Here is a 14,056-nt window from a genome sequence, read left to right as displayed (position 1 = left end):
TGTCGAATCGCTGAACAAATTAATTCGGCTGGTTCGATGTCGGGCAAGATGCGGACGGGTAACGGTTCTGCAACGGGGGGCGACATTCCGAACAGGACCGCATGAAGTGCCCCATGGATCTTGATCGTTCTGGTGTCGTCCGGCCTGTCGGCGGTCGCCGGACCTCGCCTTGGCAGGCCGTCGGATCTGTCGTACGGTGACACGCAAGTAACCCACGGGAGCCCGGTGTACCGGGCTGAGAGGGGGGCTGACAGCCCCCGACCGTCGAACCTGATCCGGGTAATGCCGGCGCAGGGAGGAGCGTTGCCGTGCCGTCCCTGGGGCGATTGCATCTCATCACCGACACCCGACCCGGGCGTGACCCACTCGCCGTGGTCCGGGCCGCCCTCACCGTGGCCCGCGCCGAGCTGGTGGTGCAGGTCCGGGTCGAGGATTCCGCCACCGACCGGGAGGCGTACGACCTGGCCCGGCGGGTCCTGACGCTCTGCACGTCGTACGGGGCGACCTGCCTGGTCAACGACCGGCTGCACGTGGCGCTGGCGGTAGCCGCCGCCGGTGGGCACGTCGGCGCCGACGACCTGCCGGTCGCCGCCGCCCGCCGGGTGCTCGGCCCCACCGCCGTGCTGGGCGCCACCGCCCGCGCGCCGGGCCAGGCGCGCGAGGCCGTCGCGGCGGGGGCCAGCTACCTCGGCGTCGGGCCGTGCCACACCACCGGCACCAAGACCGGTTTACCGGACCCCATCGGGCCCGCCGGGGTACGCGCCGTCGTCGACGCCGTTGACGTCCCGGTCATCGCGATCGGCGGAGTGACCGCCGCCCGGGTGCCGGCGCTGCGGGCCGCCGGGGCGTACGGGGTGGCGGTGGTCGGTGCCGTCTCCGCAGCCGCCGACCCGGCCCGGGCCACCACCGAGCTGATCGAGGCCCTGACGTGCTGACCGGCCGGTCCCCGTCACCGCGATCGAGCGACCGGGCCCGGCCGGACGTGGCGGTGGTGGGGGCGGGCCCGATCGGGCTGGCGGTCGCCTGGCGCTGCGCCGCGCGCGGGCTGCGGGTGGTGGTGCACGACGCGGCGCCCGGCTCGGGGGCGTCGGCGGTGGCCGCCGGCATGCTCTCCCCGGTCGCCGAGGCGTACTTCGGTGAGCGGCAGCTGACCGAGTTGCTGCTGGCGTCCGCCGCCCGCTGGCCGGCGTTCGCCGCCGAGCTGGCCGAGACGACCGGTGTCGAGATCGGCTACCGCACCGAGGGCACCCTGATGGTCGGGCTCACCGGCGACGACCTCGCCGAGGCGCGCCGACTCTGGGCGTACCAACAGGGTTTGGGCCTCCCGGTGACACCGCTGCGCCCCAGCGAGCTGCGCGACCGCGAACCGGCGCTCGCCCCCCGGGTGCGCGGCGGCGCGCTCGCGCCCACCGACCACCAGGTCGACCCCCGGCTGCTGGTGCCGGCGCTGCGCACGGCCGCGCGGCGGGCCGGCGCGGTGCTCGTGCCGCGGGCGGTCCGCCAGCTGTCCGACGTGGACGCGACGGTCACCGTGGTCGCCGCCGGCTGCGGGGCCGCCGCGCTCACCGGCCTGCCCGTGCGGCCGGTGAAGGGCCAGATCCTCCGGCTCCGCGCGCCCGACGGCGTCGCGCCGGGCTTCCGGCACGTGATCCGGGGGTACGCCGACGGCGAGCACGTCTACCTGGTGCCCCGCGCCGACGGAGAGGTCGTGCTCGGCGCGACGGTCGAGGAGCGTTCGGACACGACGGTCACCGCCGGTGCCGTGCAGCGCCTGCTCCGCGCCGGAGTCGACCTGCTGCCGGAGTTGACCGAGTACGACCTGGTCGAGGCGGTCGCCGGGCTGCGCCCGGGCACCCCGGACAACGCGCCGATCCTCGGGCCGCTGCCCGGTCGCCCGGACGTCCTGGCCGCCACCGGGCATCACCGGCACGGCATCGTGCTCACCCCGATCACCGCCGACCTGATCGCCGAACTGGTGCTCGGCGGCGGACCCGACCCGCTGCTCGCGCCCCTGCGAGCCGACCGCTTCGGCGTTGCCGCGTCGGGCGTACCTGAACCGACGATGAAGGGGGACCGGTGGAATTGACGGTGAACGGGTCCGGTCGCAGCGTGCCCGCGGGCGCGTCGGTGGCGGACCTGGTCCGTGACATCGTGGCGCACCCACGGGGGGTGGCAGTCGCGGTCAACGGTGAGGTGGTGCCCCGGGCCGGCTGGCCGGACCGGACGCTGCGCGACGGCGACCAGGTCGAGGTGCTCACCGCGGCGCAGGGCGGGTGAGCGCCGTGCCGTTCGAACTGGGTGGGCAGACCTTCAGCTCACGGCTGATCCTCGGCACCGGCGGCGCCGCGAACCTGCACGTGCTGGAGCAGGCGATCCGCGCGTCCGGCACCGAGCTGGTCACCCTGGCGCTGCGCCGGGTGGGCACCGCGCCGGGCTCCACCGGCGGGCTGCTGGAGCTGCTGGACCGGTGCGGCGTACGACTGCTGCCGAACACCGCCGGCTGTCACACCGCGACCGAGGCCGTGAAGGTGGCCCGGCTGGCCCGGGACGCGTTCGACACCGACTGGATCAAGTTGGAGGTGATCGGCGACGAGCGGACGCTCCTGCCCGACGGGGTGGAGCTGCTCCGCGCCGCCGAGGAGTTGGTCGCGGACGGCTTCACCGTGCTGCCGTACACAAGCGACGACCCGGTGTTGGCCCGTCGTCTCGCCGACGTGGGCTGCGCCGCCGTGATGCCGGCCGGTTCCCCGATCGGATCGGGGCTCGGCATCGGCAACCCGCACCACATCCGGCTGATCCGGCAGGGCGTGGACGTACCGGTGATCCTCGACGCCGGCATCGGCACCGCGTCCGACGCGGCGCTGGCCATGGAATTGGGCTGCGACGGGGTGTTGCTGGCCAGCGCGGTCACCCGGGCCGCCGACCCGGTGGCGATGGCCAACGCGATGCGGTACGCGGTCGAGGCGGGACGCCTGGCGGCCGGCGCCGGGCGGATCGCGCGCCGCTTCCACGCGCTCGCCTCCACCCCCGACGAGGGAAGACCCGACCTGTGACCGCGCCGTCCGGTGTCGTCGTGTTGACCGACCGGCTCGTCGCGGGCGGCGCACTCGACCGGGTGGTGGCGGGAGCCGTCGCCGGGGGAGTGCGCTGGGTGGTGCTGCGGGAGAAGGACCTGCCCCGCGCCGAACGCGCAGCGCTCGCCGCCGACCTGCGGGCGATCCTCGCCGAGGTCGACGGGACCCTCATCGTTGCCGGCCCCGACCCGCTCGGCGGCGACGCCGTGCACCTGCCCGCCGCCGGCCCGTACCCGCCGCCCGCCCACGGCCTGGTCGGCCGCTCCTGCCACCACCAAACCGAGCTGAACCGCCTCACCACCGAGCACTACGCGACGGTCTCCCCGATCTGGCCGACGAAGACCAAGCCAGGCTACGGCCCACCGCTAGGACCGGACGGCCTGAGAAAGCTGGTCGAGGCCACCCCCATGCCGCTGCTGGCCCTGGGCGGCATCGAAACCCCAGACCAGGTAACCGCCTGCGTCGAGGCGGGAGCCGTCGGAGTAGCAGTCCTGGGCGCGGTGATGCGAGCCAAAGACCCCGCCGAAACAGCCGCCACCCTGACCAGCGCCTATGCCAAGGCGGTCACCCCGGAGCTGACCCAAACCCGGCGGGGGGTCACCCAGGTCCCCAGGTCAGGGCTGCGGCCGACCGTGCCCACGCAGGGATCAAGCCTGACCGCCCGGAGTGGGCACGGTCGGCCGCAGCCCCCAACCGCAACCAGGGAAGAACAATGACCCCGCGCACACTGCTCACCATCGCCGGCTCAGACTCCGGCGCGGGCGCAGGCATCCAGGCCGACCTCAAGGTCTTCGCCGCGCTGGGCGGGTACGGCACCACCGTCCTCACGGCGGTCACCGCGCAGAACACCAGGGGTGTCGACGCGGTGTTGCCGCTGCCCCCGCGCACGGTCACCGAGCAGTTGGACAGCGTGCTCACCGACTTCACGGTCAGTGCGGTGAAGACGGGGATGCTCGGCACCCCGGCGATCGCGGACGTGGTGGCCGAGGCGGCCCGGGACGGGCGGCTGCCCCAGCTCGTCGTCGACCCGGTGCTGGTCGCCACGAGCGGTCACCGGCTCGGTGTGGTGGGCGCGGTGGAGCGGCTGTTGCCGTACGCCAGGGTGGCGACCCCGAACTGCGCGGAGGCCGCGGCGATCACCGGACGCCCGGTGGACGACGTGGCCGCGATGGTCGTGGCCGCCGAGGCGCTGGTGGCCGGCGGCCCGGAGTTCGTGGTGGTCACCGGCGGTGACCTGGACGGGGGCGAGGCGGTCGACGTGCTGCACGGCGGCGGGGTGACCACCCTGTTGCGCGCGCCCCGGGTCACGACCCGGCACACCCACGGCACCGGGTGCTCGTTCTCGGCGGCGATCGCGGTGCGGCTCGCGCTGGGCGATCCGGTGCCGGCGGCTGTGGGGGCCGCCAAGGAGTACGTGCTCCGTGCGCTGACCGGCGCGCGGAGCTGGGAGCTGGGCGCGGGCCGCGGGCCGCTGAACCACTTCGGCTGGTCCGCTTGATCACCAGGGAGGCTGTCATGCAGGCACGAGGCAAGGTGTACGTCGAGGGTTCGCGGCCGGATGTCCGGGTGCCGTTCGCGGAGGTGGGGCTGACCGGGGATCTGCCGCCGGTGCGGCTCTACGACACGTCCGGTCCCGGTTCGGACCCGGAGGTGGGGTTGCCGCCGCTGCGCGGGCCGTGGATCGCCGAGCGGGGCGACGTGGCGCCGGTGCGGGGTGCCGGCACGCCGCTGGCCGGGGTGGGCAATCGCCGGCCCACCCAGTTGGCGTACGCGCGGGCCGGGGTGGTGACGCCGGAGATGGAGTTCGTGGCGATCCGGGAGAACGTCGATCCGGAACTCGTCCGGGCCGAGATCGCTGCCGGTCGGGCGGTGCTCCCGCTCAACGTCAACCACCCGGAGTGCGAGCCCGCGATCATCGGCAAGGCGTTCCTGGTCAAGGTGAACGCCAACATTGGCACCTCGGCGGTCAGCTCGTCCGTCGCCGAGGAGGTGGAGAAGTTGACCTGGGCCACCCGCTGGGGTGCGGACACGGTGATGGACCTGTCCACGGGCAAGCGGATCCATGAGACCCGTGAGGCGATCGTGCGGAACTCGCCGGTGCCGATCGGGACGGTGCCGATCTACCAGGCGCTGGAGAAGGTCGGCGGCGACCCGGTGAAGTTGAACTGGGAGGTGTTCCGGGAGACCGTGATCGAGCAGGCCGAGCAGGGCGTGGACTACATGACGGTGCACGCCGGGGTGCTCCTGCCGTACGTGCCGCTGGCCGTGGACCGGGTGACCGGGATCGTGTCCCGGGGCGGTTCGATCATGGCGGCGTGGTGCCTGGCGCATCACGAGGAGAATTTCCTCTACACCAACTTCGAGGAGCTGTGCGCCCTGCTCGCGCGCTACGACGTGACGTTCTCCCTCGGCGACGGGCTGCGTCCCGGCTCGATCGCGGACGCCAACGACGAGGCGCAGTTCGCCGAGCTACGCACCCTCGGCGAGCTGACGAAGATCGCTTGGGCGTACGACGTCCAGGTGATGATCGAGGGTCCCGGCCACGTGCCGATGCACAAGATCAAGGAGAACGTGGACCTTCAGCAGGAGTGGTGCCACGAGGCGCCCTTCTACACGCTCGGTCCGCTGACCACCGACATCGCGCCCGCGTACGACCACATCACCTCGGCCATCGGCGCCGCGATGATCGGCATGTTCGGCACCGCGATGCTCTGCTACGTCACCCCGAAGGAGCACCTCGGCCTGCCGGACCGGGACGACGTGAAGGCGGGGGTGATCGCGTACAAGATCGCGGCCCACGCGGCGGACCTGGCCAAGGGGCACCCCGGCGCGCAGGCCTGGGACGACGCGCTGTCGAAGGCGCGGTTCGAGTTCCGCTGGGAGGACCAGTTCAACCTCTCGCTGGACCCGGAGACGGCGCGCTCGTACCACGACGCGACGCTGCCCGCCGAGCCCGCGAAGACCGCGCACTTCTGCTCGATGTGTGGCCCGAAGTTCTGCTCGATGAAGATCACCCAGGAGCTGAAGGAGTACGCGGCGCGCGGCATGAAGGACAAGTCCGAGGAGTTCGTCTCCGGCGGCGGTCGGGTCTACCTGCCGCTCGCCTGATCCACTCGCAGGCCGAGCCGCCCCGGGGGCGTCTCCCCGGGGCGGCCCGTGTCGCAAGCTGGGCGAGCCGTCGGCGCGTGATCGACTCGGGTTCATTGATGTCGGGGTGTCCGGGTGGATCGGTTAGCCCGGTTTCAATGAACCCGAGTGGATCAAGCGACGGGTCGGTGCGCCTGGGTGGTGCGCTCAGTCGTGGTGCGGTCAGTCGCGGTGGTGTCGGCCGCTGGCGCGCAACGAACGGCGGTTGTTGCCCTGCTCGGGCTCGTTGTCCGACACCGGCTTGCTCAGACCGGCCACCCAGTCGACGAATTCCTCGTCCTGGGTCGCCAGGGGCTCGGCCGCGTCCGACGCCTTCGAGCTCTCCTCGTCGGAGCGGGACCGGTTACGGCGGAACAGCCCGCCGAGCCGCCCTCGCCGGGAGGGCTGCTCCGCCACCTTCGGAGCTGCCGACGTGGCGTCGGTAGGTGCCCCGTCGCCGCTGTCGGTGGCGGCGCTGGTGCCGGCGGCACCGGAGGGCGCGCCCACCGTGCCGGGGAACTCCGTCGAGCCCGGGGTTTCGGCCGGAGCGCTCGTCTCGCTGGCCTCGGTCGGCGCTGGCCGTGCCGTCGCGCTGTCCTGCGATCCCGCCGACCTGCCGCGCAGCGAGGTGTCGAATGCGTTCCAGGTGCCCGCCCGGCTGAGGTCCGGCAACGGCGCCCGATGCCGGGGCCTGGACGTCGGCCCGGTCGGCTCATCGGGCTTGCTCGACCCCTCGGAGGCGGTTGCCTCCGGCTCCGAGGTCTGCGGTGGCACCGTCCACGTCGAGGTGACCGGCCAGGCCGACGGCGCGGGCGTCCACAGATTCGCGTCCGGGTCACCGGCGGCGGTGGCCTCGAACAACCCGGCGGTGGGCAGGCTCTCGGCGGCGGGCCGTGTGCTGTCCGTGCCACCCGCCCCGGCGACTGCGGAACCGCTCGTCGCGTCGGCCGCTGCTGCCTTGCTGCCCGTGCCGGTCTTCGGGACGCGCGGGGACGGAGTGGCCTCCGCACCAGAGCCGCCGGTCGCGGTGGTCGGTGTCTGCGTGGCGTCGGTTGCCGTGGTCGGGGACCCCGGGCTGGCCGGCACGCGCGTCGCACCGGCCCCGGCGGTCGTTGCGCCGTTTCCGGCGGTCGTCGACGCGGCCGTTGCTCGCTTCGCGCCGGTGGCGGGGGCGGCCGGTGCTCGCTTCGCGCCGGTGGGGGTGGTTTGGGTTGTCGCCGCGTCGGAGGCAGCGGCCGGGGCGACCTCGGGGGTCGAGCTCGACCGCCCGCCCAGGGCCCCCTGGCCGGGTACCGGCGTCTCGGTGGCCGCGTCGGTGCTGTCGACGGAACTGCCCGGCCGGGTGCCCTTCGTGGCGCGGCCGGTGGTCGCCCCGGGGGCGACCGTCCCGTCGGTCGTCGTCGCGTGGGTGGTCGTCGCGTGGGTCGTCGTCGTGTGGGTGGTCGTCTCGTCGGTGGTTGACGAATCGGCAGCGAGCGTGTCGTCAGCCACGTCGGAGGCGGGGGCGTCCGGGCTGGCTTTCGACTTGCGGATCCGTCGCGGCTTGATCGTCGGCGGCGCCTCGGGCGTGCCACCGTCAGCCGTGCCCGCGCTGGCCGCCTCCGTGCTCGTGCGGCTCGTCCCCGTGCTCGTGCCAGCGCCGGTCGCGCCCGTGCCCGTCGGGGATGCGGCGGCGGTGCCGGAGCTGGGAGCGCCCGGACCGGTCGGGGCTGCGCCGGCCTCCGCCGTGCCGCTGCCCGTGCCGGTCCGCGCTGCGCTGGTCCGGGCTGCGCTGGTCCGCGCTGCGCTGGTCCGGGCTGCGCTGCCGGTGGCGGGGCTGGGGGCGGCAGTGCCGGTCGGCGCGCTGGGCGCAGCCGAGCTGGTCGTGCCGGTGCCCGAGCCGGTCGGGGCGGCGGCCTTGCGGGTGGTGCGCCCACCTGTCGGCCTGCCGCTCGTACCCGTCACCGTGCTGCCGGTCGGCTCGTCGACCGCGCGGTCATCCGTCGGCGTCGCGGTGTCGGCGCGTCCGGCGGTGGAGCTGGTCGGGGTGGCGTCGGTGCTGGCCGAGGGGTCGGCCGTAGCGGGGGCGTCATCCCGGCGCGCCGGGGGCACCTGTCCGGCGGCGGTGAACTCACCGGTCGGCGCGGTCAGCCAGGCTGCGGGCTGAAAGGGACCGGCAGGAGTCGCGCCGGCGGGGGACGAAGGAGCAGCGGGGGACGAAGGAGCAGCGGGAGTCGGACCGTGCTGACCGCTCGGCGTGGTCGCCGGCCAGTCCCAGTGGGCCGGGACGGTGCGTACGCCATCGGTGTCGCCCGCCGCCCACGGACCCGCCACGACGTCGCCAGGCCGCGCGGTGGCCAGCTCGGCGTTTGTCGTCACCGTGTCGGTGCGCTCGGCGGTATCCCGGTCGTTCGCCGAGGCGGCGCCGGGCAGGGCCGGGCCGGCGGGCAGCGGGGCCAGGATGGCGGAGGGCTCGATCGCCTCCGGATCGGCGGTGCGGGTGCCCGTCGGCCAGCGCAGCAGCGCGGCGGCGGCCGCGCCGAGTGCTCCGGCCAGGATCGCGATCAACGAGCCGTAGTAGGGGGCGGCCTGGTAGCGATCCACCGCGTCACCGGGGCCGGCGGTCAGGTAGGCGAACGCCACCAGCACCGGACCGGCCACGCCGGTGGCCCCGCTGATCAGCGGAGTCTGGCCCCGCCAGCGCGCCAACCCGGCCGTCGCCGCGCCGGCGAGCAGTGCCACGGTGGGCAGCAGGAGCAGCGCCAGCCGCTGCGCGGCGGCGTCGTCGAGCCAACTCGGCTCCAGTACGCCGAGTCGGACCGTCGGCAGCGGGCCGGTCGTGCCGAGCGACGGCAGGACGGAGATCAGCGCCAGCAGCCAGATCGCGCCGGCCACGGCTGCCACGTTCCAGCCCAGCTCGGGTCGGAGCAGGACGGCGATCGCCGCGCCGGCCCCGATCACCGCGCCGACGACGGCGCAGATGCCCACCGCCCAGACCGGGTCGACGGAGATCAGCTCCGCGGCGCGGGCGGGCTGCATGCAGAGCGGGGCGATGACGGTGGCACCGAGTGCCGCCGCGCCTCCGATCGCCAACTGCCGGCCGGTGCTCGGGGCCGGGGCGTCGCGGCGGGAGAGTCGTCCGGTCAGGACGGCGCCGGCGACGGCGGCGTTCGCGGCGAACCAGCCCACCCAGACGAGCTGGGCCGGCCACTGGTTGACGGTCGTACCGGTGAAGGCGCCGGTCAGGCGGACGATGCCGAAACCGTACGCGACGCCGAGCTGGCCGGCTCCGGCCAGCACGCTCACCCCGAGCGCCGTGAGCAGCAGTCTGCCCCAGGTCCGAAAGGCCATGTCCGGCACGTTACGCACCCGGTACACCCGATCGCCACCGGCGCGCCGCGCGGCACGCCGGTGGCGACCGGCGGGTCTACTTGAGTTCGACCAGCCGGGCGAGGTAAGTCGTATCCCCGACATTGGTCAACATGTGCACCGCGCCCGGGTCCCGGTAGACCACCCCGCCGGTGGGCTCGTCGGCGTCGATCCGGGTGCCGTCCACGGTCTGTACGACGTTCTTCGCGCCCTCGATCGCCACCACCAGGTAGGGGTGGTCGTGCCGGTGCAGCGGTTGCCGCTCGCCCGGCTCGAGGCGGATGTGCCAGACCCGGACCCGGTCGTTCTCGTACACGATCTCCTGACCCACCGGCCCGAGTTCGGTTCCGTCGATCATGTCGGTCATCGTGCTCCGTCCAGTTGGGGCAGCACCTCGGCGGCGATCAGCTCAAGGTGGTCGAGATCAGCGAAGTCGATCAGGCGGAGGTGCACCCGTGTGGTGCCGATCGCGGCGAACTCCCCGATCCGCTGCGCGAGCTGCGCGGGGGAGCCGACCACCGGGTCCTCCGGCGGCAGCGCGCTCTTCTCGTGCAGAGGAGCGGCCCGCCGCTGGGCCTCCGCGTCGGTCCGGCCGATGGCCACGACGATCCCGGCGGAGAGCACCAGCGGGTCGCGCCCGGACTCCGTCCGTCCGGTGCGCTCACACGCCTCGCGCACCCGGTCGTACGCCTCGGCGGTGGCCGCCACGGACTTGAACGGCATGTTGAACTCGTCGGCGTACCGGGCGGCCAGCTCGGGGGTGCGCTTGGGGCCGCGCCCGCCCACGATGATCGGTGGCCCGGGCACCTGCACCGGTTTGGGCAGGGCGGGAGCGTCCACCAGCCGGTAGTGGTCGCCGGTGAAGCTGTAGGTCTGCCCGGCCGGCGTTCCCCACAACCCGGTGATGACTTCGAGCTGCTCGGCCAGCCGGTCGAAGCGCTCGCCGACCGGCGGGAACGGGATGCCGTACGAGGTGTGCTCGCGTTCGTACCAGCCGGCGCCGATGCCGAGGTCGACCCGGCCGCCGCTCATCTGGTCGACCTGCGCGACCATCACCGCGAGCGGACCGGGCAGCCGGAACGTGGCCGACGTCACCAGGGTGCCCAGTCGGATCCGTTCGGTTTCCCGGGCTAGCGCGGCGAGGGTCAGCCAGGCGTCGGTCGGGCCGGGCAGGCCCGGGTCGGCCCCCATCGACTGGTAGTGGTCGGCGCGGAGAAAACCCTCGTAGCCGCACGCCTCGACCAGCCGGGCGAACCGGAGCTGGGTGTCGTAGCTGGCGCCACGGTTCGGCTCGGTGAAGACCGACACCCGCATGGTCAGTGTCCTTCCGCGCCGGCGGTGGCCGGCTGCTCGCGTTCCATCAACAGCTCGTGCAGGTCGGCGCTGACCCGGGCGACGTCGGCCAGGTGGGCGTTGCGGCCCAGGGTGCGGGGCCGGGGGATGTCGACGTCGACCACCTTGCGGATCCGCCCGGGGCGAGGGCTCAGCACGACCACCCGGTCGGCGAGCAGCACCGCCTCGTCGATCGAGTGGGTGACGAAGACGATGGTCGGCTTGTTCTCCATGTGCACCCGCTGGAGTTCGCCGGAGAGTTCCTCGCGGGTGAGCGCGTCCAGCGCGGAGAACGGTTCGTCCATCAGCATCACGCGGGGCTCGCCGATCAACGACCGGCACAGCGACACCCGCTGCTGCATGCCGCCGGAGAGTTCGTGCGGCAGCCGCTTCTCGAAGCCGGCCAACCCGGCCACGTCGAGCAGCTGACGGGCCCGCTCCCGATGCTTCGCGCGGCCCCAGCCGAAGACCTCCACCGGCAGCAGGACGTTGTCCAGCACGGTGCGCCAGGGCAGCAGCGCCGGCTTCTGGAACAGCATGGCGATGTCCTGGCGGGGCCGGGTGATCGGCGTACCGCCCACGGTGATCTCGCCGGCGGTCAGCGGAAGCAGCCCGGCGATCAGCCGCAGCAGGGTGGACTTGCCGCAGCCGGAGCGGCCGAGCACGGCGACGAACTCGCCCTCGGCGACGTCGAGGTCGATGCCACGCAGCGCTTCCACCCGGCCGGATCGGCCCTCGAAGGTGCGCGACACCCCGGACAGTCGGATCATCTCCGGCGCACCTCCGCTGAGTGGACGGTCAGGAATCCGACAAAGGCTAGCTGCCCTGTTGTCGCTTTGTGGCACCGGCTGGGGTCGTCGTCAGGTTGTTTCCGTTCCGCAACCCAATACGCCTGGCGTCGCAACTGTGGGTTTCTCGTACGCTGTGCCCGCGAAGAGTCCCCCCACTACGGCGGAGCCCGGCTTCGACCCCTCCCGCCGGCCCCGTCACGACAACCCCCTCCGGTGGCCTCCGGCCCCGGTCGGAAAGGACATGGTGCACTGATGAGAAGGCTGACCCGTACGGTCGCTACGGCCGCGCTGGCCACCGCCCTCGCCCTTGTCTCCGCCTGCAGCAGCGGGTCGGATTCGGCCGACGATGCCAAGGGCGGCGACGGCAAGACGCTGGAGAAGGTGACCTACCTCACCTCGTTCGGCAACTTCGGCCGTGACTCCTACGCCTGGGTGGCGAAGGACAAGGGCTTTTTCAAGGAAGCCGGCTTCGACGTCGAGATCAAGGCTGGTCAGGGCACCGGTGGCGTGATCCAGACCGTCGTCGGCGGCCAGGCCGACTTCGGCCCGATCGACCTCACCGGCGGTCTGCTCCAGCTCGGCAACGGCCAGGCGAAGGACTTCACCGCGGTGGCCGCGATCCAGCAGCGCACCATGGCGGGCATCGCCACCGTCGAGGGCAAGAACATCAGCTCGCCGAAGGACCTGGAGGGCAAGAAGCTCGCCGACACCCCCGGGTCCGTGGTCCGCAACCTCTTCCCGACGTACGCCCGGCTCGCCGGCGTGGACGCGACCAAGGTGACCTGGGTCAACGGTGAGGCGCAGAACCTGATCGGCACGCTGGCCTCCGGCTCGGTGGACGGCATCGGTCAGTTCGTCGTCGGTCAGCCGACCATCGAGGCGGCGGCCAAGAAGAAGGCCGTCATGCTGCCGTACAGCAACGTGATGCAGGACCTCTACGGCAACGTGCTGATCACCTCCTCGAAGATCGCCAAGGAGAAGCCCGAGATGGTGAAGCGGTTCACCGCGGCGCTGCTCAAGGGCCTCGAGTACAGCCTGGCGAACTCCAAGGAGGCCGCCGACATCCTGAAGAAGAACGTCGATGCCACCAACCCGGTCTCCGCCGCCGCGGAGCTGGAGCTGATGGCCGCGTACGTCCGTTCCGGCAACACCGGCACCGCGATTGGCACCCTGGACAGCGGTCGGGTCGCCAAGAGCATCGCCATCCTGCAGGGCGCCGGCGCGCTGAAGCAGAACATCACCCCCGAGCAGATCATCGACTTCAGCCTCGCGCCGAAGGCCTGATCGTCCGGTCGTCATCAGGGGGTACGTCCCGCCGATCCTGGTGGGCGTACCCCCGTCGCTCGTCGGCCCCCGGCGGGCCGTGGGATTTCGAGGAGGACAGAGATGACCGACGTCCGGTCAGCGGACCCGGCGGTGGCGGAACCCCCGCCCCCGGGTGCCGTTTCCGAGGCGGGGCGCGCGGGTCGAGGTGCCGGTCTGCGGGCCGGGGCCGGGACGGCGCTACCCGCGGTCGGCATCGTGATCGCGCTGGCGGCGTGGTGGCTGACCGCACGACTGGAACTGGTCCACCCTGTCGCCCTACCGCCGCCCGCGGACGTGTTCACCGCGTTCGTCGACAAGCCCGCCCAGATGCTGGAACACACCTGGGACACCACGCTGGAGATCCTGACCGGCTTCGCCCTCTCGGTGGCCGCCGGTGTGCTGATCGGGCTCTCCCTGGCCAGCTCCCGCACGGTGGAGCGGATGTTCACGCCGCTGCTGGTCGCGGTGAACGCGGTGCCGAAGATCACGCTGGGCCCGCTGCTGGTGGTGGCGCTCGGCTGGGGCCAGAAGCCGATCCTGACCATGGTGTTCCTGCTCTGCTTCTTCCCGATCGTGCTCTCCACCGCCACCGGCCTGACCACCACGCCGGCCGACCTGGCCGAACTGGTGCGTTCCTGGAACGCCTCCCGCTGGCAGGCGTTCCGCAAGGTGCGCTTCCCGGCCGCGTTGCCGCAGATCTTCGTCGGGCTCAAGGTGGCCATGCCGCTGGCCGCGATCGGCGCGGTGATCGGTGAGTTCCAGGCCGGCGAGAGCGGCCTCGGCTACGTCATCACGCAGTACGCCGGTATCGGCGACGCGGCCACCGCCTGGGCGGCGATCATGCTGGTCGCGCTGGTGAGCATCCTGCTCTACTCGGCACTGCTGCTGATCGAGCGGATCGCCCTGCCCTGGGTCCGAGAAACCACAAGCAGCCGCTGACCCACCAGAAGAGATCAACCCCAGAACGCGAAGGGCCGGCCCCCATTTGGAGGCCGGCCCTTCGTCGAAGCCGCAGGCGAGCTAGGTGTGGCCGACCGTGCCCGGCGCAGGGATCAAGCCTGACCGCCCGGAGCCGGGCAC

13 protein-coding genes and 1 riboswitch are annotated in these 14,056 nt (G+C 73.0%); of the genes, 9 read left to right on the top strand and 4 right to left on the bottom strand.

Annotated elements, in window-relative coordinates; genetic code table 11:
- Positions 1–204 precede the first annotated feature (204 nt).
- Positions 205–314, top strand: a riboswitch (TPP riboswitch).
- The 7 genes from thiE to thiC all read left to right on the top strand — a co-directional run bounded on the left by thiE (position 309) and on the right by thiC (position 6,182).
- Positions 309–935: a thiamine phosphate synthase gene (thiE, locus tag AB0J33_RS08995; RefSeq protein ID WP_363611549.1), complete on the top strand. Its 627-nt coding sequence runs from the start codon at positions 309–311 to the stop codon at positions 933–935. Its footprint overlaps the riboswitch before it by 6 nt.
- The gene (gene thiO / locus AB0J33_RS08990; protein WP_363612356.1) at positions 932–2,086 is read left to right on the top strand and encodes a glycine oxidase ThiO; all 1,155 of its coding nucleotides are present in this window, start codon (positions 932–934) and stop codon (positions 2,084–2,086) included. The genes thiE and thiO overlap by 4 nt, the downstream gene beginning before the upstream one ends.
- Positions 2,077–2,277, top strand: coding sequence for a sulfur carrier protein ThiS (gene thiS, locus AB0J33_RS08985; RefSeq protein WP_363611547.1), 201 nt, complete (start codon positions 2,077–2,079; stop codon positions 2,275–2,277). Before thiO ends, thiS begins: the two co-directional genes overlap by 10 nt.
- Positions 2,274–3,053, top strand: coding sequence for a thiazole synthase (locus AB0J33_RS08980; RefSeq protein WP_363611545.1), 780 nt, complete (start codon positions 2,274–2,276; stop codon positions 3,051–3,053). The genes thiS and AB0J33_RS08980 overlap by 4 nt, the downstream gene beginning before the upstream one ends.
- Positions 3,050–3,790: a thiamine phosphate synthase gene (locus AB0J33_RS08975; protein ID WP_363611543.1), complete on the top strand. Its 741-nt coding sequence runs from the start codon at positions 3,050–3,052 to the stop codon at positions 3,788–3,790. The genes AB0J33_RS08980 and AB0J33_RS08975 overlap by 4 nt, the downstream gene beginning before the upstream one ends.
- On the top strand, positions 3,787–4,572 hold the full coding sequence (thiD, locus tag AB0J33_RS08970; RefSeq protein WP_363611541.1) for a bifunctional hydroxymethylpyrimidine kinase/phosphomethylpyrimidine kinase: 786 nt from the start codon (positions 3,787–3,789) through the stop codon (positions 4,570–4,572). Before AB0J33_RS08975 ends, thiD begins: the two co-directional genes overlap by 4 nt.
- A 17-nt stretch (positions 4,573–4,589) precedes the next feature.
- Positions 4,590–6,182 (top strand): phosphomethylpyrimidine synthase ThiC, encoded by a 1,593-nt coding sequence (gene thiC, locus AB0J33_RS08965; RefSeq protein ID WP_363611539.1) that lies wholly within the window; start codon positions 4,590–4,592, stop codon positions 6,180–6,182.
- 201 nt (positions 6,183–6,383) lie between these two features.
- Here thiC and AB0J33_RS08960 read toward each other — a convergent pair whose 3' ends face one another.
- The 4 genes from AB0J33_RS08960 to AB0J33_RS08945 form a co-directional block, all read right to left on the bottom strand.
- Entirely contained in the window at positions 6,384–9,530 is a 3,147-nt protein-coding gene (locus AB0J33_RS08960) for a hypothetical protein (RefSeq protein ID WP_363611537.1), read from the bottom strand.
- Between the two features lie 76 nt (positions 9,531–9,606).
- On the bottom strand, positions 9,607–9,915 hold the full coding sequence (locus tag AB0J33_RS08955; RefSeq protein ID WP_363611535.1) for a cupin: 309 nt from the start codon (positions 9,913–9,915) through the stop codon (positions 9,607–9,609).
- Complete coding sequence (locus AB0J33_RS08950; protein ID WP_363611533.1) at positions 9,912–10,862, bottom strand: LLM class F420-dependent oxidoreductase; 951 nt, start codon at positions 10,860–10,862, stop codon at positions 9,912–9,914. The genes AB0J33_RS08955 and AB0J33_RS08950 overlap by 4 nt, the downstream gene beginning before the upstream one ends.
- A 2-nt stretch (positions 10,863–10,864) precedes the next feature.
- Positions 10,865–11,650: an ABC transporter ATP-binding protein gene (locus tag AB0J33_RS08945; protein ID WP_363611531.1), complete on the bottom strand. Its 786-nt coding sequence runs from the start codon at positions 11,648–11,650 to the stop codon at positions 10,865–10,867.
- Positions 11,651–11,923: 273 nt separating this feature from the next.
- On the opposite strand from AB0J33_RS08945, the gene AB0J33_RS08940 reads away from it, so the two are divergent.
- Both AB0J33_RS08940 and AB0J33_RS08935 read left to right on the top strand, forming a co-directional pair.
- Complete coding sequence (locus tag AB0J33_RS08940; RefSeq protein WP_363611529.1) at positions 11,924–12,955, top strand: ABC transporter substrate-binding protein; 1,032 nt, start codon at positions 11,924–11,926, stop codon at positions 12,953–12,955.
- 102 nt (positions 12,956–13,057) lie between these two features.
- Positions 13,058–13,915, top strand: coding sequence for an ABC transporter permease (locus tag AB0J33_RS08935; RefSeq protein ID WP_363611527.1), 858 nt, complete (start codon positions 13,058–13,060; stop codon positions 13,913–13,915).
- Positions 13,916–14,056: the final 141 nt, after the last annotated feature.

This window comes from Micromonospora sp. NPDC049645 (assembly GCF_040675155.1).
Classification (GTDB): domain Bacteria; phylum Actinomycetota; class Actinomycetes; order Mycobacteriales; family Micromonosporaceae; genus Micromonospora.
This window is presented reverse-complemented; position numbering and strand designations above follow the sequence as displayed.